The sequence below is a fragment of the Sphingomonas sp. GW821-FHT02B09 genome, from assembly GCF_059421875.1.
This window is the reverse complement of record NZ_JBWKVV010000002.1, coordinates 1207720-1231700: the sequence shown is the minus strand read 5'-3', so window position 1 is coordinate 1231700 and position 23981 is coordinate 1207720. Positions and strand designations below refer to the sequence as shown.

General features: G+C 69.0%; 27 protein-coding genes. 16 read left to right on the top strand and 11 right to left on the bottom strand.

Annotated elements, in window-relative coordinates; genetic code table 11:
- Window positions 1–141: 141 nt before the first annotated feature.
- Complete coding sequence (locus AC07U4_RS13855) at window positions 142–591, top strand: copper chaperone PCu(A)C (RefSeq protein ID WP_495195753.1); 450 nt, start codon at window positions 142–144, stop codon at window positions 589–591.
- The gene (locus AC07U4_RS13850) at window positions 591–1049 is read left to right on the top strand and encodes a vgr related protein (RefSeq protein WP_495195752.1); all 459 of its coding nucleotides are present in this window, start codon (window positions 591–593) and stop codon (window positions 1047–1049) included. Before AC07U4_RS13855 ends, AC07U4_RS13850 begins: the two co-directional genes overlap by 1 nt.
- 96 nt (window positions 1050–1145) lie before the next feature.
- On the opposite strand, the gene AC07U4_RS13845 is transcribed toward AC07U4_RS13850, so the two are convergent.
- Window positions 1146–2372, bottom strand: coding sequence for a threonine synthase (locus tag AC07U4_RS13845; RefSeq protein ID WP_495195751.1), 1227 nt, complete (start codon window positions 2370–2372; stop codon window positions 1146–1148).
- 72 nt (window positions 2373–2444) lie between these two features.
- On the opposite strand from AC07U4_RS13845, the gene AC07U4_RS13840 reads away from it, so the two are divergent.
- Together AC07U4_RS13840 and AC07U4_RS13835 are read left to right on the top strand one after the other, a co-directional pair.
- Complete coding sequence (locus AC07U4_RS13840) at window positions 2445–2714, top strand: BrnT family toxin (RefSeq protein ID WP_495179081.1); 270 nt, start codon at window positions 2445–2447, stop codon at window positions 2712–2714.
- On the top strand, window positions 2680–2937 hold the full coding sequence (locus AC07U4_RS13835; RefSeq protein ID WP_495195750.1) for a BrnA antitoxin family protein: 258 nt from the start codon (window positions 2680–2682) through the stop codon (window positions 2935–2937). Before AC07U4_RS13840 ends, AC07U4_RS13835 begins: the two co-directional genes overlap by 35 nt.
- A 19-nt stretch (window positions 2938–2956) precedes the next feature.
- On the opposite strand, the gene grpE is transcribed toward AC07U4_RS13835, so the two are convergent.
- The 3 genes from grpE to AC07U4_RS13820 are packed head-to-tail and all read right to left on the bottom strand — an operon-like array spanning window position 2957 to window position 5092.
- On the bottom strand, window positions 2957–3511 hold the full coding sequence (grpE, locus tag AC07U4_RS13830; RefSeq protein ID WP_038662601.1) for a nucleotide exchange factor GrpE: 555 nt from the start codon (window positions 3509–3511) through the stop codon (window positions 2957–2959).
- Between the two features lie 16 nt (window positions 3512–3527).
- Window positions 3528–4568 carry a heat-inducible transcriptional repressor HrcA gene (gene hrcA / locus AC07U4_RS13825; protein WP_038662604.1) on the bottom strand — a complete coding sequence of 347 codons (1041 nt, stop codon included), beginning with the start codon at window positions 4566–4568 and terminating at the stop codon, window positions 3528–3530.
- Between the two features lie 5 nt (window positions 4569–4573).
- Complete coding sequence (locus AC07U4_RS13820; RefSeq protein WP_495195749.1) at window positions 4574–5092, bottom strand: DUF6438 domain-containing protein; 519 nt, start codon at window positions 5090–5092, stop codon at window positions 4574–4576.
- An 81-nt stretch (window positions 5093–5173) separates the two neighbouring features.
- Here AC07U4_RS13820 and rph point away from each other — a divergent pair, with 81 nt between their 5' ends.
- From rph to AC07U4_RS13805, 3 genes are read left to right on the top strand one after another with little or no spacing between them, the layout of a single operon-like run.
- A complete protein-coding gene (rph, locus tag AC07U4_RS13815) occupies window positions 5174–5887 on the top strand; it encodes a ribonuclease PH (RefSeq protein ID WP_495195748.1) in 714 nt (237 codons plus the stop codon).
- Window positions 5884–6510 carry an RdgB/HAM1 family non-canonical purine NTP pyrophosphatase gene (gene rdgB / locus AC07U4_RS13810; protein ID WP_495195747.1) on the top strand — a complete coding sequence of 209 codons (627 nt, stop codon included), beginning with the start codon at window positions 5884–5886 and terminating at the stop codon, window positions 6508–6510. The genes rph and rdgB overlap by 4 nt, the downstream gene beginning before the upstream one ends.
- Before the next feature lie 4 nt (window positions 6511–6514).
- A complete protein-coding gene (locus tag AC07U4_RS13805) occupies window positions 6515–7141 on the top strand; it encodes a GNAT family N-acetyltransferase (protein WP_495195746.1) in 627 nt (208 codons plus the stop codon).
- Window positions 7142–7376: 235 nt separating this feature from the next.
- Here AC07U4_RS13805 and AC07U4_RS13800 read toward each other — a convergent pair whose 3' ends face one another.
- Window positions 7377–7946 (bottom strand): CAP domain-containing protein, encoded by a 570-nt coding sequence (locus AC07U4_RS13800; protein WP_495195745.1) that lies wholly within the window; start codon window positions 7944–7946, stop codon window positions 7377–7379.
- Window positions 7947–7958: 12 nt separating this feature from the next.
- Here AC07U4_RS13800 and hemW point away from each other — a divergent pair, with 12 nt between their 5' ends.
- Entirely contained in the window at window positions 7959–9107 is a 1149-nt protein-coding gene (gene hemW, locus AC07U4_RS13795; protein WP_495195744.1) for a radical SAM family heme chaperone HemW, read from the top strand.
- 121 nt (window positions 9108–9228) lie between these two features.
- Here the strand turns inward: hemW and AC07U4_RS13790 are convergent, their stop codons facing one another.
- On the bottom strand, window positions 9229–10434 hold the full coding sequence (locus AC07U4_RS13790) for a penicillin-binding protein activator (RefSeq protein ID WP_495195743.1): 1206 nt from the start codon (window positions 10432–10434) through the stop codon (window positions 9229–9231).
- On the opposite strand from AC07U4_RS13790, the gene rsmI reads away from it, so the two are divergent.
- Complete coding sequence (gene rsmI, locus AC07U4_RS13785; RefSeq protein WP_495195742.1) at window positions 10433–11287, top strand: 16S rRNA (cytidine(1402)-2'-O)-methyltransferase; 855 nt, start codon at window positions 10433–10435, stop codon at window positions 11285–11287. The two genes, AC07U4_RS13790 and rsmI, sit on opposite strands and share 2 nt — an antisense overlap.
- A gap of 84 nt (window positions 11288–11371) precedes the next feature.
- The gene (locus tag AC07U4_RS13780; protein ID WP_495195741.1) at window positions 11372–12415 is read left to right on the top strand and encodes a CAP domain-containing protein; all 1044 of its coding nucleotides are present in this window, start codon (window positions 11372–11374) and stop codon (window positions 12413–12415) included.
- Between the two features lie 317 nt (window positions 12416–12732).
- Here AC07U4_RS13780 and AC07U4_RS13775 read toward each other — a convergent pair whose 3' ends face one another.
- On the bottom strand, window positions 12733–13839 hold the full coding sequence (locus AC07U4_RS13775; protein WP_495195740.1) for a hypothetical protein: 1107 nt from the start codon (window positions 13837–13839) through the stop codon (window positions 12733–12735).
- Here AC07U4_RS13775 and AC07U4_RS13770 point away from each other — a divergent pair.
- The 3 genes from AC07U4_RS13770 to AC07U4_RS13760 all read left to right on the top strand — a co-directional run bounded on the left by AC07U4_RS13770 (window position 13811) and on the right by AC07U4_RS13760 (window position 15859).
- Window positions 13811–14191, top strand: coding sequence for a YraN family protein (locus AC07U4_RS13770; protein ID WP_495195739.1), 381 nt, complete (start codon window positions 13811–13813; stop codon window positions 14189–14191). The two genes, AC07U4_RS13775 and AC07U4_RS13770, sit on opposite strands and share 29 nt — an antisense overlap.
- 85 nt (window positions 14192–14276) lie before the next feature.
- Window positions 14277–15233 carry a glutathione synthase gene (gene gshB / locus AC07U4_RS13765; RefSeq protein ID WP_038662629.1) on the top strand — a complete coding sequence of 319 codons (957 nt, stop codon included), beginning with the start codon at window positions 14277–14279 and terminating at the stop codon, window positions 15231–15233.
- Window positions 15234–15256: 23 nt separating this feature from the next.
- Window positions 15257–15859 (top strand): DedA family protein, encoded by a 603-nt coding sequence (locus AC07U4_RS13760; protein ID WP_495195738.1) that lies wholly within the window; start codon window positions 15257–15259, stop codon window positions 15857–15859.
- A 127-nt stretch (window positions 15860–15986) separates the two neighbouring features.
- Here the strand turns inward: AC07U4_RS13760 and AC07U4_RS13755 are convergent, their stop codons facing one another.
- Window positions 15987–16883 carry a tyrosine recombinase XerC gene (locus AC07U4_RS13755; RefSeq protein ID WP_495195737.1) on the bottom strand — a complete coding sequence of 299 codons (897 nt, stop codon included), beginning with the start codon at window positions 16881–16883 and terminating at the stop codon, window positions 15987–15989.
- Between the two features lie 76 nt (window positions 16884–16959).
- Between AC07U4_RS13755 and AC07U4_RS13750 the strand changes: the two genes are divergently transcribed.
- Genes AC07U4_RS13750 through AC07U4_RS13740 form a run of 3 tightly spaced genes read left to right on the top strand, consistent with a single transcriptional unit; the run spans window position 16960 to window position 21651 of the window.
- Complete coding sequence (locus tag AC07U4_RS13750) at window positions 16960–18417, top strand: diguanylate cyclase domain-containing protein (RefSeq protein WP_495195736.1); 1458 nt, start codon at window positions 16960–16962, stop codon at window positions 18415–18417.
- A 41-nt stretch (window positions 18418–18458) separates the two neighbouring features.
- A complete protein-coding gene (locus AC07U4_RS13745) occupies window positions 18459–20630 on the top strand; it encodes a primosomal protein N' (protein ID WP_495195735.1) in 2172 nt (723 codons plus the stop codon).
- A 34-nt stretch (window positions 20631–20664) separates the two neighbouring features.
- Window positions 20665–21651, top strand: a complete 987-nt coding sequence (locus AC07U4_RS13740) for a glycosylasparaginase (protein ID WP_495195734.1) — start codon at window positions 20665–20667, stop codon at window positions 21649–21651.
- Between the two features lie 185 nt (window positions 21652–21836).
- On the opposite strand, the gene AC07U4_RS13735 is transcribed toward AC07U4_RS13740, so the two are convergent.
- The 3 genes from AC07U4_RS13735 to atpD all read right to left on the bottom strand — a co-directional run bounded on the left by AC07U4_RS13735 (window position 21837) and on the right by atpD (window position 23959).
- Window positions 21837–22088: an ATP synthase F1 subunit epsilon gene (locus AC07U4_RS13735; protein WP_037535488.1), complete on the bottom strand. Its 252-nt coding sequence runs from the start codon at window positions 22086–22088 to the stop codon at window positions 21837–21839.
- Window positions 22089–22193: 105 nt separating this feature from the next.
- Window positions 22194–22442, bottom strand: a complete 249-nt coding sequence (locus AC07U4_RS13730; RefSeq protein WP_495195733.1) for a hypothetical protein — start codon at window positions 22440–22442, stop codon at window positions 22194–22196.
- 35 nt (window positions 22443–22477) lie between these two features.
- On the bottom strand, window positions 22478–23959 hold the full coding sequence (gene atpD, locus AC07U4_RS13725; protein WP_038662646.1) for a F0F1 ATP synthase subunit beta: 1482 nt from the start codon (window positions 23957–23959) through the stop codon (window positions 22478–22480).
- Window positions 23960–23981 lie beyond the last annotated feature (22 nt).

Below are 23981 nucleotides of genomic sequence, written 5' to 3'. Positions count from 1 at the left end.
ACGCAGGGAACTTTTGCCCCGTTACGGCAGCGAAAGCTCCTGTGTATGGCGGCGATATAGGTGGGGTTCCGCTTGCCGCAAGACGGTGGCGACCATAGGGCTGTGACAGAAATGATCGCATGTGCGGGAAGAGGAGCGACGATGCGCCGGACGCGAGTGGGAACGATGCTGGTGCTCGCCGCTGCACTGGCCGGCTGCGGCGGACCCGACCGGGTCGAGGTGGACGACGCCTGGATCCGCCTGCCGGCGGTGCCGGGCCGGCCGGGTGCGGCCTATTTCACGCTGCACGGCGGGCGGTCCGACGCGACGCTGATCGACGTCACCGCCAACATCGCGGTGCGCGCCGAGATGCACGAGAGCATGACCGGCCGGAACGGCATGGCCGCGATGAAGCCGCTCGCCCAAGTGGCCGTGCCGGCGAAGACCGAGGTCGCCTTCACTCCGGGCGGCCGCCACGTCATGCTGTTCGACATCAATTCCAAGGCGAAGGCGGGCAAGATCTACAAGCTGACGCTCAACTTCGGCAATGGCGGCCGGCTGTACGTCGACGCGATGACGGTGGGCGCAGCCGCGCCGGCGCCCGATTTCTGATGGCGGATGCACGCCGCCCCCTCACCGCAGGCGAACGCGCGCTCGCGGCGTCGGTCTTCCGCGACACGATCGACTATGACGCGGTGCGCCTGTCGCGCAGCAAATGGGCGTTCTTCCAGCCGCGCGACACGGTGATGGCGCCGCGCGGCTGCATTCACTTCCACCCCAAGGGGCAGGGCTGGCGCGACGATTTCGCCGCCGCTGCGCTCACCGACCAGGGGCTGTTCATCCACGAGATGGTCCACATCTGGCAGCATCAGCGCGGCATCTTCCTGCCGCTCGCGCGCCATCCGTGGTGCCGCTACGATTATGCGATCAAGCCCGGCCAGCCGCTCCACCGCTACGGCATCGAGCAACAGGGCGAGATCGTCCGTCACGCCTTCCTGCTCCGCCACGGCGCGCGCGTACCCGGCGCGCCGAGCCTCGCGCAATATGAGACGCTGCTGCCGTTCGGCTGAGCGCCCGCCGCAAGACCTTCCGTTCGCCCTGAGCCTGTCGAAGGGTGGGTGAGTCTCAATGCCCCTTCGACAGGCTCAGGGTCAACGGGGGATGATTTACAGCATGTCGAAGTCGATCGCGCCATGCCGGTCGAGCGTGCGCGGCGCCTCGGGCATCGGATATTTGAGCCCGGTCGCGCAGTTGAACAGCACCACCCGCTCGTCCTCGTCAACCTCGCCGATGCGCAGCGCCTCGCGATAGGCGGCGAGCGTCGCGCCGCCTTCCGGACACAGCAGCAGTCCGTCCTTGCGCGCCGCCTCGTCGACCGCCTTGAGGATCGCGGGATCGCCGACCCCCAGCGCCTTGCCGCCGCTCGCGCGCACGGCGCGCAGGATCAGGAAGTCGCCCACCGCCTTGGGCACGCGGATCCCCGCCGCGACGGTATGCGCATCCTCCCAGCGTTCCGCATGTTCGACGCCGTCCTCGAAGGCGCGGACGATCGGCGCGCACCCCGATGCCTGCACCGCATACATGCGCGGCCGCTTGGCGCCGATCCAGCCGAGCGCCTCCAGTTCGTCGAACGCCTTCCACATGCCGATCAGGCCGGTGCCGCCGCCGGTCGGGTAGAAGATCGCATCGGGTAGCTCCCAGCCGAATTGCGCGGCGAGCTCCAGCCCCATCGTCTTCTTGCCCTCGATCCGGTACGGCTCCTTGAGCGTGGAGAAATCGAACCAGCGTCCCTCGGCGGCGCCCTTGCCGACGATCGCGCCGCAATCGTCGATCAGGCCGTTGACCCGCCACACCCGCGCGCCCTGCATCGCGATCTCGCGCACGTTCACCTCGGGCGTATCCTCGGGGCAGAAGACGATCGTCTCGATCCCCACCCGGGTCGCATAAGCGGCAAGCGCCGCGCCGGCATTGCCGTTGGTCGGCATCGCGATGCGGGTGACGCCAAGCTCCTTGGCCATCGCCACCGCCATCACCGGCCCGCGCGCCTTGAAGCTGCCGGTCGGCAACCGCCCCTCGTCCTTGACCCAGACGTTGGCACTGCCCGCGCTTTTTGGGATCGGGATCAGCGGCGTCTCGATCTCGCCGAGGCTGACGACATCCTCGGTGCGCCGCACCGGGAGCAGCTCGCGCCACCGCCACATGTCGGTCTGCCGCGCCGCCAGCGCGTCGCGTGACAGGGTCGCCGTCACCGCGTCGAGGTCGTAGCGCACCAGCAACGGCCGGCCGGCGCGGGATAGACCATGCAGCCGATCCGCCTCGTAGCGCTCGCCGGTCAGCGAGCATTCGAGATGCGTGACGAAGGTCGGGCGATCGGTGGTGAGATTGGGGTTCATGGCGACGATACTAGCCTTGCCAATGGCATAGCGTCCACTTGATTGAAGTGCAGATCGTAGTTACGATTAGCTATGGACATCACGTTCGATCCGGCGAAGGACGTGATCAATCGCACCAAACATGGCGTGTCGCTGGCCTTCGGTGAGCGCATTTGGGCCGATGATGCGGCGGTGATCGTTCCGACTATCCGCGTCGAAGATGGCGAGCGGCGCTTCAGGGCGATCGGTATGGTGGAAGGACGCTTGTGGACCGCGGTCCATGTTTATCGGGATCAGACGATCCGGATGATCTCGGTCAGGAGAAGCAATGATGGCGAACGCCGTATCTACGATAGCAATTAAGGCCGATCCGAACGATCCCGAGGACGGCGATATCACCGAAGAAGCGCTGCAACAGGCGCTGGCGGAACGGCGTGAGCGCCTGCGCCGACGTGGTGCCCAAGCAACGCCGACCAAGAAGCAGGTGACTTTACGCCTCGATCCCGACGTGATCGACAAGTTCCGCGCCACCGGTCCGGGCTGGCAGGCGCGGATCAACGATGTTTTGAAGGCGGCGCAGGTCTGATCCCGCGCCGCCGCGCACCTCAATCCGGCTTCTTCGCCACGCCGACCAGCGCCGGGCGCAGCAGGCGATCCTTGAGCATATAGCCCGCCTGCATCTCCTGCACGATCGTGCCGGGCTCGGCATCGCTCGGCACTTCCATCATCGCCTGATGCTTGTTGGGATCGAGCATCGCGCCCATCGCCTCGACCTTGGTGATGCCGTTGCGCGTGAACACGCTGTCCAGCTCGCGCCCGGTCGCTTCCAGACCGGTGACCAGCCCCTTCAGCCGCTCGTCGCCGCGCAGGTCGGCGGGGATCGCCGACAGGCCGCGCGCCAGATTGTCGGCGACCGACAGAATGTCGCGCGCGAACGAGGTGGTCGCATAGTTGCGCGCGTCGGCCACTTCCTTCTCGGTACGGCGGCGGACGTTCTGGATCTCCGCCTGCGCATAGAGCGTCTGCTGCTTGGCGTCGGCGAGCTGGTTCTCGAGGTCGGCGATCCGCGCCGCCGCATCGTCATGCTCCGCCACTTCGGGAGCGGCCTCCGCCGTCTCCTGGCGCAGTGCTTCTACGTCGATCTTGGTCTCTTCGGTCATGTAGGTCCCTGTAGTGTCAGCCCATCAAACGGGCGAGCGTTGCCGCCGTGAAATCCACCATGGGCACGACGCGCGCATAGTTCAACCGCGTCGGCCCGATCACCCCGACCACGCCGACCACCCTGCCGCCGGGTCCGCGGAACGGCCGCGCGATCACCGAAGACCCTGACAAGGCGAACAATTTGTTCTCCGCGCCGATGAAGATGCGGGTCGCGTCGCCGGCGCTCGCGCTGTCGAGCAATTGCGCGATTTCCTGTTTGCCCTCGAGATCGTCGAGCAGGTCGCGCACCCGGTCGAGGTCGGCAGCGGCGGCGGCGTCGATCAGCCGCCCCTGGCCGCGCACGATCAGCACCGGCCGCCGTGCGCCATCCTCGCTCCACACCGCAAGGCCGGCTTCGACCAGCGCCCGCGCCGCGCCGTCGAGTGCCGCCTCGCCCTCCGCCATCTGCCGCCCGACGCGGGCCCGCGCCTCGGCGAGCGTCAGGCCAGACAGCGTCGCGGTCATGTAATTGCCCGCCTCGACCAAGGCCGAGGGCGTCATCCCGGCGGGCAATTGGATCACCCGGTTCTCGACCGACCCGTCCTCGCTGACCAGTACCGCCATCGCCTGATCGGGCGACAGCGCGACGAAGCCGATCGAGCGCAGCGCCAGCTCACGCTTGGGCACCATCACCAGCCCCGCACAGGCCGACAGGCCGGACAGCGCCGCGGTCGTCGCCGCCAGCGCCTCTTCGACCGGACCGCGATGCCCGGCGCGCGCCTCGATCGCCGCGCGTTCCTCGGCGGAGGGTTCGAGCGCCTGCATCATCCCGTCGACGAACAGGCGCAGGCCGCGTTCGGTCGGAATGCGGCCGGCGCTGGTATGCGGACTGGCGAGCAGCCCCAGTTCCTCCAGCTCCTGCATCACCCCGCGGATCGACGCCGGCGACAGATTGAGGCCGGAGGCGATCGCGATCGTCTTCGACCCCACCGGCATGCCGTTTTCGACATAGCCGTCGACCACCGCACGAAAGATGTCGCGGGCGCGATCGGTAAGCTCGGTGACCGGTGGTGCCATATGCCTTATCTAGGGCGCGCGCCGTCGCCGATAAAGGCGCCGATCGGCAACACCTGCGGCGCCTCCCGCAACGCGCGGAACATCGCGGCATTCTGCGCCATGTCGCAGCCGAAATAGGCGTCGAGATGCGATGCCGCGGCGCCACCGCCCGTCCACCGCACGTCGACGGACGACTGGTCGGTCGCCGCCGGGGTGCAACCGGGCTCGCCCGCCCGCAAGGATCGCTCGCCGCGGGGACGATATGGCGCCAGCCGTGCCGCGAACAGATGATAGGCCGCCGGCGACGCCTGAAAGCTGCGCGTCCCGGTCACCGCGGTGAATCGCTGCCCCTCGAACGTGCCCTTGCCGTCCGGCGCGATCGTCACCGTGTAAACCGGACAGGTGCCAAAGCACGCGCCGGTTTCGTAATGGATCGTCTCGCTTGCCACCGCCGCCGACGTCGCCCCGTCGCGCGATGCGTCGACCACCACACAGGCTGACAGGCTCATCGCCGCCAATGCCAGACCCGCGAACCGCTTACGCATGCCCTTCTCCCCTTTGCTCACCACTGGCGTGTGCCAGCGGTGCCGTCTAGGGCTGCGCCATCGAACCTTGAGGAGAGTTGAATGCGCCCCAGTGGCCGCGCCCCCGACCAGATGCGGGCGATCACCATCGAACCGAACTTCACCCGCCACGCCGAGGGATCGGTGCTGGTCGGCTTCGGCGACACCAAGGTGCTCGTCACGGCCAGCCTCGAGGAGCGCGTGCCGCCGTTCCTGCGCGGCAAGGGCGAAGGCTGGGTGACCGCCGAATATGGCATGCTGCCCCGCGCCACCCACACCCGCGGCAGCCGCGAGGCCGCCAAGGGCAAACAGTCGGGTCGCACGCAGGAGATCCAGCGGCTGATCGGCCGCTCGCTGCGCTCGGTGGTCGACATGAAGCTGCTCGGCGAGCGCCAGATCACGCTCGACTGCGACGTCCTCCAGGCCGACGGCGGCACCCGCACCGCCGCGATCTCGGGCGCCTGGGTCGCGCTGCGCCTCGCGGTCAACACTTTGCTGACCAGCGGCAAGCTGACCGTCGACCCGATCCGGCAGAAGATCGCCGCGGTGAGCTGCGGCATCTATCAGGGCACGCCGGTGCTCGACCTCGACTATCTCGAGGATTCGGCGGCGGATGCCGACGGCAATTTCGTCCTGCTCGAGAACGGCAATATCGCCGAGGCGCAGGCGACCGCCGAACACGCCACCTATGACGAGGAGGCGCTGCTCCGCCTGCTCCGCCTCGCGCGGATCGGCTGCACCGAGATCTTCGCCGCGCAGGATCGCGCTGTCCGATGAGCGGCGAAGGCGACACGCCGCAGGCGATCCGCAAGCTCGCCCCCGGCCGGCTGGTCATCGCCAGCCACAATGCGGGCAAGGTGCGTGAGATCGCCGAGCTGCTCGGCCCCTATGGCATCGAGCCCGTCTCGGCGGGCGAGCTCGACCTGCCCGAGCCCGAGGAAACCGGCACCACCTTCGTCGCCAACGCCGAGTTGAAGGCCTTGCAGGCGGCGGACCTGTCCGGCCTGCCCGCGCTCGCCGACGACAGCGGCCTGTGCGTCGATGCGCTGGGCGGCGACCCCGGCATCTTCTCCGCGCGCTGGGCCGGCGAAGCCAAGGACTTCGACCTCGCGATGCGGCTGGTCGAGGACCGCCTCAACGAAGAGCCCGACCTGCCGCGCAGCGCGCATTTCGTCTGCGCACTGGCGCTCGCCTGGCCCGACGGTCATGTCGAATGGTTCGAGGGTCGCGTCGACGGCACGCTGGTGTGGCCACCGCGCGGCGGCAACGGCTTCGGCTATGACGCGATGTTCCTGCCCGAGGGCGGGACTGAGACGTTCGGCGAGATGGACGCCGCCGCCAAGCATGCGATCAGCCACCGCGCCGACGCGTTCCGCCAGTTGGTCGCCGCGGTCCTCTGAGGCGATGACGGGCGTCGATCCGGTCCTCGTAGGGGGCTGGCTCGCCGCCCGCTCGCTGTCGCGCGGCCTGCCCGCGCCGGTCGCCGACCATGGCGGCTGGCGCGTCGACACCGGCGGACCGGTCGAACGCCGCCGCCATCTCTTCGCCGAGGCCGGTCCGGGCCTGACCGCCCTACTCGCGACGATCGACACGCCGGGCGTTTTCGTGAAGCTCTGCGCCGGCGCCGACACGTTCCGTGCGCTGCTGCCGCCGCATTGGACGATCACCGACGCCAATTGCATGATGGTGCCGGAGCGGGCTGCCCTGACGCCGCCGGTCGTGCCGCCGGGCTATCGGCTGGCGACGGTCCGCGACGGCGCCGTCACGCACGTGACGATCGCCGCACCCGATCGCGGCCTTGCGGCGAGCGGCCATGCGGCGGAGCTTGACGGCATCTTCGTCTACGACCGCATCGTGGTCGAGGACGCGCACCGCCGCCGCGGATTGGGGAGAGCGCTGATGATGGCGCTCGGCGCACATTGCACGTCGACGTCACGTCAAGTGCTGACCGCCACCGCGATGGGCGCCGCGCTCTATACGATGCTCGGCTGGCGGGTTTATGCGCCGTATACGACGGCGACGATCCCCTGATTCCTTCCCCGCAAGGGCAAGGCAATCGCATATGACCGTTTGGGGTGGTGCGCGGCATTCATATCCCCGTCATGCCGGACTCGATCCGGCATCCCGCTTCTTCGTCTTGCTGGAGGAAGCGGGACCCCGGCGCAGGGCCGGGGTGACGAATCCGATGAGGAAGCCGAATGCACCTCATCACCATAGCCATATGCTATAGCACCGCGCTCAAGGGGGAAGAGCTGGCGTTCCGCCCTCAATACGCCACCGTCCCCCAGACATTGCCCGGCGGCGCATAGCGGCACACCACGAAATCGTCCTTTGCGTTGCTCGCCAGCGCGCAGCCGACCTGCGTCGTCCCGCGCCAGACGATCTGCGTGTAATGGCCGACGTCCTCCCAGCGTCCGGTCTTGCTCGATTGCGGCACCGGCAGGTTCACGAAGTCCTTCTTCTCCGCCACCCAATGGCCGACCATCTCGTCGAACCGATAGGCGCCGCGCGTGCCGGTCCAGAGATTCTCGCCCTCGCGGTCCATCCCCAGCGACTGCGGCGCATGTTCGAACCGCCCGGTGCGCGCCATCACCTGCGCATAGGCGAGGGCCGAGGCGGCGAGCGGCTCGCTCCACGTCAGCGGCGCGACGCCGACATCGGCGCGGGCGCGATTCTGCCCGGTCAGCATCGCCTCGCGCAGCAGCACCGACCCGCGTGGGGCCGGCGCGGCGCTCGCGCGCGGCTCGACGACGCGCTCGGGGCCCTGCGTGCATCCGGTGGCGAAGAGCAGGCCCGCTGCGAGCCATGAGTGGCGTTTCCATGTCATTGCCGCCATATCGGCAGCATCATGGATTCCGACAAGACGCCGCTCGCGCTGTACGTCCACTGGCCGTTTTGCGTCTCGAAATGCCCCTATTGCGACTTCAACAGCCACGTCCGCGACACGGTCGATCAGGAGGCGTGGCGCGACGCGCTGCTCGCCGACCTCGCGCACGAGGCGCGCGCGCTGCCCGGCCGCCGGCTCGGCTCGATCTTCTTCGGCGGCGGCACGCCGTCGCTGATGCCGCCCGCCACCGTCGCCGCGATCCTTGCCGCCGCGCAGACGCACTGGCAGCCGACCGCCGATATCGAGATCACGCTCGAGGCCAATCCCTCCTCGGTCGAGGCGGCGCGCTTCGCCGATATCGCCGCGGCGGGGGTCAACCGCGTCTCGCTGGGGTTGCAATCGCTGGATGATCGCGCCTTGCGTTTCCTCGACCGCGCGCATGGCGTCGACGAGGGGCTGGCGGCGCTCGCCACCGCGCAGCGGCATTTCGCGCGGGTCAGCTTCGACCTGATCTACGCGCTCCCCGATCAGCGCCTGCCCGCCTGGGAAGCCGAGCTGACGCGGGCGCTGTCGTTCGGCACCGAGCATCTCTCGCTCTATCAATTGACGATCGAGCCCGGCACGCGCTTCGCGACCGAGGCCGCCAAGGGCCGCCTAACCATCCCCGACGGCGATGCCGCCGCCGACCTGTTCGAGGCGACGCGTGCGCTGACCGATGCGGCGGGGCTGCCGGCCTACGAGACCTCGAACCACGCGCAGCACGGGGCGGAGAGCCGCCATAACCTCACCTATTGGCGCTACCGCGATTATGCCGGGATCGGCCCGGGCGCACATGGCCGCCGGGGCGGACTGGCGACGCAGCGCCACAAGAAGCCGGAGAATTGGCTATCCGCCGTCGCCCGCAACGGCCACGGCCTCCAGATCGAGGAGCCGCTGGTCGCACACGACCGCGCCAGCGAAGCGCTGGTGATGGGCCTACGCCTGCGCGAGGGCATCGACCTGACGCACGTCGCGACGCTCGCCGGCGGTACCGCGCCGATCGACTGGGCTGCGGTGGAGCGGCTCGAGGCGCAGGGCCTCGTCGCGCGTGATCCCGGGCGGCTGCGGGTGACGGAGGCGGGCACGCTCCTGCTCGACGCGATCCTGCCGCTGGTGGTGAAGGACGCCTGAATCCTCCCCCGTTAGGGGGTTGGACCGGGCGGGAGTGCGATAAGGTAGCTCCGCCCTGTCCTCCCCCTCCGTCACGGCTTCGCCGTGCCACCTCCCCCTTACGGGGGAGGATTTTCCGATTCTATCGGCCGAAACCGCTCGGGGCCGGCGATACGGTCACGGTCGTGCCGTTCTGGATCTCCTGCACTTCCAGCGCCCGCTCGGCGACGCCGTCGCGGCCGAAGCGGAACGCCCCGTCGATCCCCGCGAAGCCGTCCGCGTCGCGCAGCCGTGCCTCGGGGAACGGCCGCCCCACCGGCCAGTCGCGCGAGATGCGTACCGTCAGCAGCACCGCGTCATAGCCGAGGCTCGACAGCCGGTACGGCGCCGCATTGTAGCGCGCGCGATATTTGGTCGCATATTGCCGGTAGAGCGTGTTCCCAACGCTCGCGAACCACGCGCCGTTGAGCGCCGGCCTGGTGGCGAGGCTCGTTTCCGAATTCCACAATTCGGTGCCGAGCAGCCGCGTCGAGGCGCCGCTGCCGCGCTTGACCAATGGCGCGGCGACGCCCGCGCTCGCCGCGCCGTCGGCGATCAGCACCGCGCCGTAGGGCGCCTTGGCGTTGAGCCGCGTCACCGCGCCGGCGATGCCGCCCGCCACCCGGCCATAGGTCTGCAGCGACACGACCGAGCCGCCCGCCCCCTCGACCGAGCGCAGGAAGGCGGTCGAGGCGCGCTCGCCATACAGGCCGTTGGGGATCAGCCCGGCGAAGCTCGTCACGCCGCGGCTGGTGGCATATTGCACGACGCGGTCGATCGACTGCGCCGGCGCATAGCCCATCAGATAGGTGCCGTTGCCCGCCACCGACGCGTCGTTGGAGAAGCTCAGCACCGGCACGCCCGCCGCCTTGGCGATCGGCGCCACCGCGCGCACGTCGTCGGATAGCAGCGGCCCGAGGATCAGTTGCGCGCCCTCGGCGATCGCGCGCTGCGCCGCCGCCGCCGCACCCGTCGCGGTGTCGTAATTGGTGATCCGCACCTTGTCGGTGCCGGTGTCGAGCACCGCCAGCATCGTCGCATTGGCGATCGAGCGGCCGACGCCCGCGTTGCTGCCCGACAGCGGCACCAGCAGCGCGACGCGATTGCGCGCGGTGTCGCGCGGCAGCCCCGCCTCGACCGGCTCGGGCCGGTTCGCGGCAGGGCGCGGCGCCCGCTCGGGTGCGGTCACCGGCGCACGCGGCACCACGGTCGAACAGGCGGCGAGCATCGCCGCGGCGACCAGCGCGATGCCGCGCCGCAGCCACGGCTGTCGCGCTCCCGGCTGTCCAAGTGTAGCTGCCTCTGCCATGACGTCCCCTGTGGCCATATCCGAACCTTTAGAACCCGGGCTCTACATCGTCGCGACGCCGATCGGCAATCTTGCTGACCTGTCGCCGCGCGCCGCCGACATATTGACCCGCGCCGACGTGATAGCGGTGGAGGACAGCCGCGTCACCGCCGGCCTGCTCCGCCATATCGGCGCGAAACGCCCGATGCTCCCCTATCACGATCACAATGCCGAAGGGATGCGCCCCGGCTTGATCGCGCGCATGGCGACCGAGGCGGTCGCGCTCGTCTCCGACGCCGGCACGCCGCTGATCTCCGACCCCGGCTACAAGCTGGTCCGCGACGCGCGCGCCGCCGGCCGGCATGTCGTCACCATCCCCGGCCCCTGCGCCGCGGTCGCCGCGCTGACGCTCGCCGGCCTGCCGACCGACCGCTTCCTGTTCGCCGGCTTCCTGCCGAGCAAGGCGCAGGCGCGGAGCTCGGCGATCGCCGAAATCGCCACGATCCGCGCCACGCTCGTCCTCTACGAATCCGGTCCGCGCCTGTCGGCCTGCCTCGCCGCGCTGGCCGAGGGACTCGGCGACCGCGACGCGGCGGTGACGCGCGAGATCACCAAACGCTATGAGGAAGCGGTCACCGGCACCCTCACCCACCTTGCCGCGCGCTATGCCGATGCGCCGCCGAAGGGCGAGATCGTCATCGTCGTCGCGCCGCCCGGCGAGGCGCCGCCGCCCGATCCGCAGGATGCCGATGCCGCGCTGGTCGAGGCGCTGACCCGCCTGCCCGTCGCCAAGGCCGCCGGCGAGGTGGCGAAGGCGTTCGGGCTCGACCGCAAGACGCTCTACGCCCGGGCGCTGGCGATGAAGGGCGAATAGCGGCGCGCCGACCTGTGCCGTGAAGGCGGTAAATAGCGTCGTACTTCAACGACTTGTCAATGAGTCCACGGCTATGGTCGACGCATGCAGATGTGGAAGACCGGCGTCACCTCGACGCTCCTGATGGCCCTGGCGGGATGCGGCGGCAGCGACGGTAGCGGCGGTTCGGCGGCGGTGCCCGTCGTCTCTGCGCCTGCGCCGACGCCGGCGCCGACCGCCACGCCCAGCCCCACACCCACGCCGGCACCGACGCCGACCCCCACGCCCGCCCCGACGACCTGGGCGGGCGCCGCCGCCGCGCTCTACGACGTCCAGCCCGATGCCGCGACCTGCCGCGCCGGCACGCTGAAGGCGAGCGTCAAGGCCGACTTCCTCGCCAAGCTCAACGCGATCCGCGCCTTGCACCAGCTTCCCGCAGTGACCTATTCGGAGGCGGAGGATGCGGCGGAGGCGGATTCGTCGCTGATGATGGCGGTCAACAAGCAGCTCAGCCACACGCCGCCGACGAGCTGGACCTGCTACACCGCCAGCGGCGCCGCCGCGGCCGGTGCGAGCAACTTGATCGGCGGCTGGGGGACCGGGCTCGGTTTCGACAGCGAGGACAGCTATCTCGGCCTGTGGCTGACCGAGGGCGGCAGCGCGTCGATCGGCCACCGCCGCTGGATCCTCAATCCGTTCCTCGGCAAGACCTCCTATGGCCGCGTCGCGCTCGTCCTCCCCGACGGCAGCCGCGCCAGCGCCGCCTCGATGCGCGTCTTCAACTTCGCCGGCGGCGTCACCGCGCCGACCGGCCTGCCCGCTTATGTCGCTTACCCGCAGGGCGACTATCCGGCGCGCTACTTCACGCTGTCGAGCTACCTGTCCTTCAGCGTGGTCGCGGGGACGACGGGTACGTTCGGCGCCAACGCCAACGTCCGCTACGATCGCGCGACGATCACCGTCACCGGCCCCGGTGGCGCGCTCGCCGTGTCGGACGTGACCAGCGACAACGAAGGCTATGGCCTCGCCAACAACCTGCAATGGCGCGTCGCCGGATTGCAGGCGGGCGTCACTTATACGGTGACGATCGCCGGCATCACCGGTGCGCCGCGTACGGACTACAGCTATTCCTTCCGCGTCGTGAATTAGGCTGGATCGACAATCCGGCAACTCTTCCCCTGCCCCCGCCAGTGCCGTCGCATATGGCTACGGTGATGAGGCTCGATCGGTCTTTTCATTGGATTCGTCACCCCGGACTTGTTCCGGGGTCCACCGGGCCGCGGGAGAACGGTTTCGAATCAAGCCTTTCTCCTCGCCGCAGGGTGGACCCCGGAACACGTCCGGGGTGACGGGGTGAGTTTGGAACACGAGGGACTTACGCTTACGTCCATAGGCGATAGCCCTGGCCGCCGGGGTGTGGACTGTTGTTCAACATCCTGAATGTCGATCGGTCCTTTGCACCGCGGTCATTCTGCCGCCAAGACGGTGCGTTCCGGCGCGTCGGTGCGGACGCCGAGCAGATCCTCGAGGGGACGATCCACCACATGGACGCCGAGCGCATGCAGCACGTCGCCGACCGCTTTGTCCTCGTAGAGCTCACCGGCGAGGCAGCCGGGAAAGCGCAGATACTGCGCCGCGAGCTTCTCGATCGTCGTTTTCGACAGGAAGTACAGCGCCCCTCGCGCCCAGGGTGCGATGAACGGCTTGCCGTAGACGGGCGCGACCGCCGACGCGCATTTCCCCTGATGCCAGGCGCGATCGTGATGCAGCGACGACAGCGCGAGCCCCATATAGTCGACGCCTGCGAAAGCGGATCGCACCGCGTCGATATCCAGCGCCGCATGCGGGACAACGTCCAGATCGTCGTCGATCTTTATGACCCCGTAAGACGCGCCCAATGCGTCCAGAAACACCAAGGTCTCGAAGATCTTGAACGGCAGCGCTTCATAGACGTCGCTGACCGGCAGGCGCAGGATCCGTCCGTCCTGCGCGAAGTCCAACGTATCGCCGCCGGTGACGATGATCGGGGTGATGCCGAAATAGCGGTCGGTCAGCGCGCGCGCCACGTGCCGCGCCTTGTCGAGATATTTATCGCATGAAATGACCACCGGCAGCGGCAGGGCATGGCGGTCGCAGGTCGACAGCCAGTCGATCAACGCCGGCATGTCGCGCGCCGCACGCAGCCGGGTGATTTCGCGATAGGCATTTCGGACCTCCGCGACGTTCGTCGCATAGGGCGACGCCTTGAGGGCGATACGCAACAGGATCTGCGCCACCGGGCCGGGGTCGTCATGCAATCGCTGCTCAAAGAAGACCATCAAGCTGAGCCGGCAAAGCTCGTCGGAGTTCAACCGCCTGCCGACCTGGCGGCCAAGTTCGGCGATGATCTCTCGTTCCAGCTGGTCGGTTGCGAGCATCGCTTCACTCTCGATTGGACGGGCCATACCCGCACCGGCGCTCCGGTACGGTTGCAGTCGTTCATTATAGATCGATCGGACGCGACCGCGGCTTGCACGACGCCGACGGGTACGGCAGCGTGTGCCGATGCGTCCCCCTCGCCGCGCCTCCACCACCGAGCGTCGCACTGCGGAGGCGGCGGGTCGTCGCGGCGAGCGGCTCGCCGGCTGGTGGTTGCGGCTCAAGGGCTGGACGGTGCTCGATCGCCGCGTCCGCACGCCGGCAGGCGAGGTCGACCTCGTCGCGCGCAAGGACAACCTGATCGCCTTCGTCGAGGTCAAGACGCGCCGCACCGTCGCGGAACTCGACTTCGCCATCGACGAACGGCGCCTCGCCCGCGTCGCGGCGGCCGCCGAGCTGCTGATGCCGCGCTACGCCGGTCCCGGCGACGACATCCGCATCGACGTGATCCTGCTCGCGCCCGGGACGCGGCCACGGCATATCGAGAATGCGTGGATCGGCGGATGAAGCCGCGCGGGACCTGCGCAGACGGTGACATTCCGGCCCCGCCACCCTAAGTCCCGCCCGAGATCAACAGCCCGCGAGTGTCCCGATGCCCCTCACCGTCGCCGTCCAGATGGACCCGCTCGACAGCATCGCCATCGCGGGGGATTCGACCTTCGCGCTGATGCTCGCCGGCCAGGCGCGCGGCCACCGCCTGTTCCATTACGACGCCGAAGACCTCAACTATCGCGACGGCCGCGTCTGGGCGAAGGCGCATCCCGTCACCGTGCAGCGGGTCGACGGCGATCATTTCCGGTTCGATCCCCCGGTCAGCCTCGACCTCGGCGAGCAGGCCGATGTCGTGCTGATGCGGCAGGACCCGCCGTTCGACCTCGGCTATATCACCGCGACGCACCTGCTCGAGCGGATCGCCGACCGGACGCTGGTGGTCAACGACCCGGTCAGCGTCCGCAACGCGCCCGAAAAGGTGTTCGTGCTCGATTATGCGCGCTTCATGCCGCCGACGCTGATCACCCGCAGCCTCGACGAGGCGCGCGCCTTCCTCGCCGAACATGGCGAGATCGTCGTCAAGCCGCTCCACGGCAACGGCGGCAAGGCGATCTTCAAGGTCGGCAGCGACGGCGCCAACCTGTCCGCGCTGATCGAGGTGTTCAACCAGACGTGGCGCGAGCCGCATATGATCCAGGCGTTCCTGCCGGCGGTGGCGAAGGGCGACAAGCGTATCGTGCTGGTCGACGGCGTCGTCGCCGGTGCGATCAACCGGCTGCCCGGCGAGGGCGAGATCCGCTCCAACCTCGCGGTCGGCGGTTCGGCGGTGAAGACCGAGCTGACCGACCGCGAGCGCGAGATCTGCGACGCGCTCGGCCCCGAGCTGAAGCGCCGCGGCCTGATCTTCGTCGGCATCGACGTGATCGGCGGCGAATGGCTGACCGAGATCAACGTCACCTCGCCGACGGGGATCGTCGCGATCGAGCGGTTCGACGGCACCGACGTCGCCGGCCTGATCTGGGACGCGATCGAGCGCAGGGTGTCGGAACGCGGCTGACGGCTCCGCCGTTACCCCCCGGCATGACCGAGTTCATCCTCAACGGCATCGCCTGGGGCGGCTATATCGGCATCTTCCTGCTCATGGCGCTGGAGAATATCATCCCGCCGATCCCGTCGGAGGTGATCATGGGCCTAGGCGGGATGGCGGTCGCGCGCGGCGACATGGCGATGGTGCCGCTCGTCCTGTGGGGCACCGCGGGGACGACGGCGGGCAATTACGTCTGGTATCATATCGGCAGTCACGTCGGCTACGTCCGCTTCCGCCCCTTCGTCGAACGGCACGGCCGCTGGCTGACGATGGAATGGGAGGATGTCGAGGCGCTGCACCGCTTCTTCGTCCGGCGCGGCGGCTGGGTGGTGTTCGTGTTCCGCTTCATGCCGACCTTCCGGACGATCATCTCGCTGCCGGCCGGCATCACCTGCATGCCGGTGTGGCGGTTCCTCGTCTGGACCTTTGCGGGCAGCCTAATCTGGAACAGCATCCTCGCCGGCGCCGGCCTGTACCTCGGTGCGCGCTTCGCCGAGCTGGACCATTATGTCGGACCGCTGGCGGTGGCGATCATGGTGCTGATCGTGATCGCGTACATCTGGCGCGTCGCGACATGGAAGCCGCGGGGGCGGTGACGTTCGTGCGAACTCCTCCCCCGCCAGGGGGAGGTGGCAGCGCAGCGCGCTGACGGAGGGGGAGGAAAAGGTGGAAGCCCCGCGATGCTCCCGCCCTTTCCTCCCCCGCCAGGGGGAGGAATTATCCTCAGCCATGCGGGTGGGCGTTGCGGTAGACGTCGAGCAGGTGCGCCGCGTCCACCGCGGTATAGACCTGGGTCGAGCTCAGGCTGGCATGACCCAGCAACTCCTGCAACGCGCGCAGGTCCGCGCCCCGACCGAGCAGATGCGTCGCGAAACTGTGTCGCAGCGCATGGGGGGTCGTCCGCTCGCCGAGCCCGAGCTGGCCCCGCGCCCGCTGCACCGCCTTGCGGACCATGCCGGGCGACAGCGGCCCGCCCTTGGCGCCGCGGAACAGGGGCGCCTGCGGATCGAGCACCCAGGGCTGCTGCGCCACATAAGTCCCGATCGCTTCGCGGACCTGCGGCAGCAACGGGACGATCCGCGTCTTGTCGCGCTTGCCGGTCACCACCAGCGTCTCGCCGAGCGGCAGCACCGCCGCCGGCAGCGCGATCGCCTCGCCGATCCGCAGCCCGGCACCGTAGAGCAGCAGCAGCACCGCCCAGTCGCGCGCGCCGATCCATGGCTCGACCGCCGCATCCGCCACCGCACCGGCGAGCGCCAGCGCCTCGTCGGGCGACACCGGCCGCGGCACCCCGACCTTCACCCGCGGTCCACGCAACCGCGGCACCACGCCGTCCGGCACCGCAAAGGCGAGGAAGCCGCGCACCGCCGACAGCTCGCGCGCGGCGGAGGCATTGCCCAGCCCTTCCGCGCGGCGCGCGGCGAGGAAGGCGCGCAGGTCCGCCGCCGTCACCTGCGCCAGCGCCGCCGCATCGGCACGTGCGCCCCAATGCGCCTGGAGAAAGGCGGTAAGCCGCTCGGCGGTCGCCTGATAGGCGCGGACGGTATGCGCCGACCGCCGCCGGTCGCGGGCGAGATGCGCCGCCCAGCTGACCGACAAGGGAGGCCCGGATGCGCTCATCGCGACCCCGCCACGGCACCCGCAGGGCAGCTCAAGAAGAACATTTTAACCCTTTTGGGACAACATCATAGTGGCCATGAATGATCATCAGTCGTCGTCCCATCCATCCTATGACGAAGCCGGCCGACTCGCCGCGCTGCATGCGCTGGCGCTGCTCGACAGCGAACCCGAGAAGGAGTTCGATGCGCTCGTCGCGCTGGCGGCGGAGCTGCTCGGCTGTCCGATCGCGCTGCTGACGCTGATCGACCAAAAACGGCTGTGGATCAAGGCGAGCACGGTGCCCGGCGAACGGGAACTCGATCGCGACGTCGCCTTCTGCGATCGCACGATCCGCCAGGATCGGCCGCTGATCGTCGACGATCTCACGCAGGATGTGCGGTTCAACAGCTTCCCGCTGGTCACCGATGCCGGCATTCGCTTCTATGCCGGGACCGCGATCCATGTCGCCGACGGCGCCGGCGTCCGTCAGCCGATCGGCACGCTCTGCGTCCTCGACACCAGTCCGCGCTCGCTCAACGCCGCCGGCCATGCCGCCTTGGAGCACCTCGCCAGCCTCGCCGAGGCGCTCATCGCGGCGCGGCGGACCGCGATCGAGGCGATCCGCATCGCCACCACCGGCGAGGAGCTGGTCCGCCGGCTCGAGCGCAAGGAGCGCATCTTCCGGCAGGCCGAGCGGATCGCGATGATCGGGTCGTGGCGCATGTCGGTGGCCGATTCGGCGCTCGAATGGTCGGAGAACGTGTTCCGCATCCACGGCCTGCCGGTCGGCGCGGTGCCGCCGCTCGACGGCGCGCTCGATTTCTATCCGCCGCACGCCCGCATGATGGTCGCTGATACGATCCGCCAGGCGCTGGAGACCGGCGAGCCGTTCGAATTCGACACCGATCTGATCACCGCCGACGGCCGCCGCCGCCGGGTGCGTGCCGCCGCCGAGGTCGAGGCGTCCGACGGCATCGTCCAGGCGCTGGTCGGCGTGTTTCAGGACATCACCGGACAGCATGAGCTGGAAACGCGGCTGCGCCATTCCGCGGATACCGACGCGCTGACCGGTATTCCCAATCGCGCGGCGTTCGACCGCGAGCTGGATCACGCGATGCGGCGGGCGCGGATCGACGGATCGCCGCGGATGCTGGCGCTGATCGACCTCGACGGCTTCAAGGACATCAACGATGCGCTGGGCCACGGCGTCGGCGACGACGTGCTGCGGTTGACCGGCGCGGCGCTGACCGAACCGTGGCTGCGCAATTGCTTCACCGCGCGGATCGGCGGCGACGAATTCGCGGTGGTGATCACCGATCCGGTGATGATCGCCGACCCCGACCGGCTACGTGATCGGCTCGAGGCGGCATTGCACATCCCGGTCGAGAGCGGTGGCATCACGATGACGAGCGCCGGTTCGGTCGGGCTCGCGACGTTCGACGCCGATTGCCATTCGCTGCGCGATTTCGCCCGCCGCGCGGACGTCGTCCTCTATGCCGCGAAACGCGCCCGCGTCGGCCAGACGCAGCGCGCGAACGTCCGCAAGGCCGCTTAACGCTTTCCGACGAGTCGCCGAGCCCCCATATGGGGCGCGTCATGTCCTCGCGTGCCCGCGTCCTCGTCCTCAACTCCGCGCTCGGTCCGCTCGATTATCGCGTGCCGGCGGGCATGGCGGTCGAGCCGGGCTCGGTCGTCATCGCGCCCTTGGGGCCGCGTCAGCTGCTCGGCGTCGTCTGGGAACCCGAGCGGCTGCCCTCGGATGCAGAGGTCGGCGACAACCGGCTGCGGCCGCTGCTCGGTACGGTCGACGTCCCGCCGCTCGCCGCGCCGCTGCGCCGGCTGGTAGAGTGGACCGCAGATTATTATCTCGCGCCGCCCGCCGCGGTGGTGCGGATGACGCTCGCCTCCACCTCCGCGCTGGAGGGATCGCGCACCGCCACCGAATATCGCGCCACCGGCATCGTCCCGCCGCGCCTCACGCCGCAGCGCGAACAGGCGCTGGAGCGGATCGGCGACCGGCAGGGCCTGATCCGCGAACTCGCCACCGCCGCCGACGTCTCCGACGCGGTGATCCGCGGCCTCGTCAAGGCGGGCGCGATCGAGGCGGTCGAAGTGGCGATCGACAGCCCCTATCCGCATCCCGATCCCGCCTTCGGCCCGCCGCAACTCGCCGGCGAACAGCAGGCGGCGGCGGCGACTCTGGTCGAGGGGGTCGCCGCGCACGCATTCCGCCCCACCCTGCTCGACGGCGTCACCGGCTCGGGCAAGACCGAGGTCTATTTCGAAGCGGTCGCCGAGGCGATCCGGCAGGCGCGGCAATGTCTCGTCCTGCTGCCCGAGATCGCGCTGACCGAGCCGTTCCTCAAGCGCTTCCACGACCGTTTCGGCTGCGAGCCGGTGGCGTGGCATTCCGGACTGCGCTCGACCCAGCGCCGCCGGGCGTGGCGGGCGATCGCGACCGGCGAGGCGCTGGTGACGGTCGGCGCGCGCTCGGCGCTGTTCCTGCCCTATCGCAACCTCGGGCTGATCGTCGTCGACGAGGCGCATGAGACGAGCTTCAAGCAGGAAGAGGGCGTCCATTACCACGCCCGCGACGTCGCGGTGATGCGTGGCAAGTTCGAGGGCTGTCCGGTGATCCTCGCCAGCGCCACGCCGGCGATCGAGACGCGGCAGCAGGTCGCGCTCGGCCGCTATGCCGAACTCAAGCTGCCCGGCCGCTACGGCGCCGCGGAGATGCCGACGATCGAAGCGATCGACCTGATCCAGCAGCCGCCCGAACGCGGCCGCTGGCTCGCGCCCAAGCTCGTCACCGCGCTGGAGGAGACGCTGGCCAAGGGCGAACAGTCGCTCCTCTTCCTCAACCGCCGCGGCTATGCACCGCTTACGCTGTGCCGGACCTGCGGGCATCGGTTCCAATGTCCCAATTGCACCGCGTGGATGGTCGAGCATCGGCTGACGCGGCGGCTCGCCTGCCATCATTGCGGCCATGTCCTGCCGACGCCGCGCGCCTGCCCCGAATGCAAGGAGGAGGACAGCCTCGTCGCCTGCGGGCCCGGCGTCGAGCGGATCGCCGACGAGGTCACCGCGCTGTTCCCCGAGGCGAAGACCGCGGTCGTCACCTCCGACACGATCTGGTCGCCGGCCAAGGCGGCGGAATTCGTCGGGCGGATGGAGGCGGGCGACATCGACATCGTCGTCGGCACGCAGTTGGTGACCAAGGGCTATCACTTTCCCAACCTCACGCTGGTCGGGGTTGTCGACGCCGACCTCGGACTGGAGGGCGGCGACCTTCGCGCTGCCGAGCGCACCTTCCAGCAGATCCGCCAGGTGTCGGGACGCGCCGGGCGCGGCGCCAAGCCGGGCCATGTGTTCATCCAGACGCACAGCCCCAAGGCGCAGGTGATGCAGGCGCTGGTCACCGGCGACGCCGACGCCTTTTATGAGGCGGAGACCGAGGCGCGACGCGACGCCGGTGCGCCGCCGTTCGGTCGCTATGCGGCGATCGTCGTCTCGTCGGAGGAACAGGCCTGCGCCAACGAGATCGCGCGGCTGGTGGCGCGCTCGGCGCCGCAGGTCGACGGCATGGCGGTCTATGGCCCTGCCCCCGCGCCGCTGGCGATGCTGCGCGGCCGCCACCGCTATCGGCTGCTCGTCCATGCCCGCCGCGCGCTCGACGTGCAGGACGTGATCCGCGACTGGCTGGGCGCACTCGACTGGCCGGCAAAAGCACGCGTGACGGTGGACGTCGATCCGTATAACTTCCTTTAGCGGACCAATTCAGGTCCAACAGGGGGTGTGGCGAATGACGACACGGCGCGGATTTCTCGGCGGGGCAGCGGCGACTGCGGGCGTGGCATCACTGGCCGGAGCGGCGCAGCCCGGCGGCGGCGCGATGATCGTCTCGACCTGGGATTTCGGTGCGGCGGCCAATGACGCCGCCTTCGCGCGGATCAAGGCGGGCGGCACGCTGATCGACGCGGTCGAGGCAGGCGGCATGGTGCCCGAGGCGGACCCGAATAACCATTCGGTCGGCTATAGCGGCTATCCCGATCGCGACGGCCATGTCACGCTCGACGCGGTCATCATGGACGACCGCGGCGGCGTCGGTGCGGTGGCGGCGCTGGAGGATACGGTCCACGCCATCTCGGTCGCGCGGCGGGTGATGGAGAAGACGCCGCACACGTTCATCGTCGGCGAAGGCGCGACGCGCTTCGCCCGCGACCAGGGCTTCCCCAAGGTCAATCTGCTCACCCCCGAAGCGGAAAAGGCATGGCGCGACTGGCTCAAGACCTCGCAATACAGACCGGAAGCGAACATCGAGAACCGCCGGCCCCGCGGCGGCGCGCTCGACCATGACACGATCGGCCTGCTCGCGCGGACCGCGGACGGGCGGATGGCAGGGGCGTGCACGACCTCCGGCATGGCGTTCAAGATGCGTGGGCGGGTCGGCGATTCGCCGCAGGTCGGCGCGGGCCTTTACGTCGAGGCGGGCGTCGGCGCGGCGACCTCGACCGGGCTCGGCGAGGAAGTGACGCGGGTGTCTGGCAGTGCGCGCGTGGTCGCGTCGATGCGCGCCGGCCTGTCGCCGCAGGCGGCGTGCGAGGAGGTAGTCCGCCATATCGCCAAGCTGCGCGGCGATGCGATCAAGGGGACGCAGGTCGGCTTTCTCGCGCTGTCGCCGAAGGGCGAGGTCGGCGCCTTCTGCCTGCTGCCGGGGTTCACCTATGCGGTGACCGATGCGGCAGGCGTGACGGTGGTGAAGAAGGGGCCGTCGCTGTTCGCGGCATGAGGCCCGGCTCGCGCGAATATGCCGTCGATCCAGGCGGTTGCTGCACGAACATGGACAACATGGACACCTTAATGGAAACGATCGCCTCCCGATCGTTTCCGTTTCTGCACAGATGGGAAAGAGCCGGGTGTACGGCCCTCCCCTAGCAGCGGCGCGCCGTGTAGGACAGCGCGGCCCGTCGGGCCTCAGGCGGCGCGTTCGGCCAGCACGGTCAGGCCCTTGGCGTTGACCTCGGCGAAACCGCCCTGAATCGCGATCGTCTCGGGCTGGCCGCCCTCGGTGCGATAGACCGACAGCGCGCCGTCGCGCACCGTCGACATCAGCGGTGCATGGCCTTCGAGGACGCCGAAGTCACCCTCGGTGCCGGGGACGACGACCATATAGACGTCCTCGGAACGGACGAGCTTCTCAGGCGTGACGAGTTCGAAATGGAGCATGTTATCGCAAGGTCCTGAGCGCGATGCCCGTGATGCAGGCAATGATGTACATGGCGGCGACAAACTGGGCGATCACCCAATTTCCGCGCGCGCGGAATGGATCGATCACAGCTTCAACACTGCGATCAGAATGCCAGCCGTGGCGACGATGACGCCCATCAGCCAAGTCAGCAACTGCGTCTTCGCGCTTTCCAGTCGCGCGCTGAGCCGTTCTTCCATGAGCTGGATATCGGACTTGGTCGCAACCCCGTCCGTTACCGCCCGACCGATGGCAGCAGCGATCGCCTCCGCCTGCGCGGCGGGAAGTTCGGTGGCCTTCAGGTCCCGGGCGATCGAGAGCGTATCGACGTTCACGGACCCAGCCTAACCGAACCTCCTGCCGAAGTCGATTACGCTTCCTGCGCGAGCTTCTCGGCCTTGGCGACGACCTCGTCGATGCCGCCGACCATGTAGAAGGCCGCCTCGGGCAGATGGTCGTATTCGCCGTCGACCACCGCCTTGAACGAGCGGACCGTATCCTCGATCTGCACGAACTTGCCGCTGATGCCGGTGAAGACCTCGGCGACGTGGAAGGGCTGGCTGAGGAACTTCTGGATCTTGCGCGCGCGCGTCACCGTCAGCTTATCCTCTTCGGACAATTCGTCCATGCCGAGGATGGCGATGATGTCCTGCAACGACTTGTAGCGCTGGAGCAGCGACTGGACCGCGCGGGCGGTGTCGTAATGCTCCTGGCCGACGACGCGCGGTTCGAGCACGCGGCTGGTCGAATCGAGCGGATCGACCGCCGGATAGATGCCGAGTTCCGAGATCGCGCGGTTGAGCACGGTCGTCGCGTCCAGATGGGCGAACGAGGTCGCCGGCGCCGGGTCGGTAAGATCGTCCGCGGGGACGTACACGGCCTGCACCGAGGTGATCGAACCCTTGTTGGTCGAGGTGATGCGCTCCTGCAGCGCGCCCATGTCGGTCGACAGCGTCGGTTGATAGCCCACCGCCGACGGGATGCGGCCGAGCAATGCCGACACTTCCGCGCCCGCCTGGGTGAAGCGAAAGATGTTGTCGACGAAGAACAGCACGTCCTGCCCTTCCTGGTCGCGGAAATATTCCGCGATGGTCAGGCCCGACAGCGCGACGCGGGCGCGGGCGCCCGGCGGCTCGTTCATCTGGCCGAACACCAAAGCGACCTTCGAGCCCTCGCTGGTCGGATTGCCCTCGGCATCCTTGGCGATGACGCCCGCGTCGAGGAATTCGTGATAGAGGTCGTTGCCCTCGCGGGTCCGCTCGCCGACGCCGGCGAACACCGAGGTGCCGCCGTGGCCCTTGGCGATGTTGTTGATCAGTTCCTGGATCAGCACGGTCTTGCCGACGCCGGCGCCGCCGAACAGGCCGATCTTGCCACCCTTGGCATAAGGCGCGAGCAGGTCAATGACCTTGATGCCGGTGACGAGGATCGCGTTCTCGGTCGACTGGTCGACGAACAGCGGCGCCTCGGCATGGATCGGCGCGCGCAGGTCGGTCTGCACCGGGCCGCGCTCGTCGATCGGCTCGCCGATGACGTTCATGATGCGGCCGAGCGTCGCCGGGCCGACGGGGACGCTGATCTGCGCGCCGGTGTCGCGGACGGTCTGGCCGCGGGTCAGGCCCTCGGTCGCGTCCATCGCGATCGTGCGGACGGTGTTCTCGCCGAGATGCTGCGCGACTTCGAGCACCAGCTTGTTGCCGTTGTTGTCGGTCTCGAGCGCCGAGAGGATCGCCGGCAGATTGTCCGGGAAGTGGACGTCGACGACGGCGCCGATGACCTGGGCGATCGTGCCGGTGGTGTTGCTGCTGCCCGTCGACTGGGTCGGGCGGATGTCGTCTGCGGCGGTTGCCATGGCGGTTCTTCCTGCTTCGGAT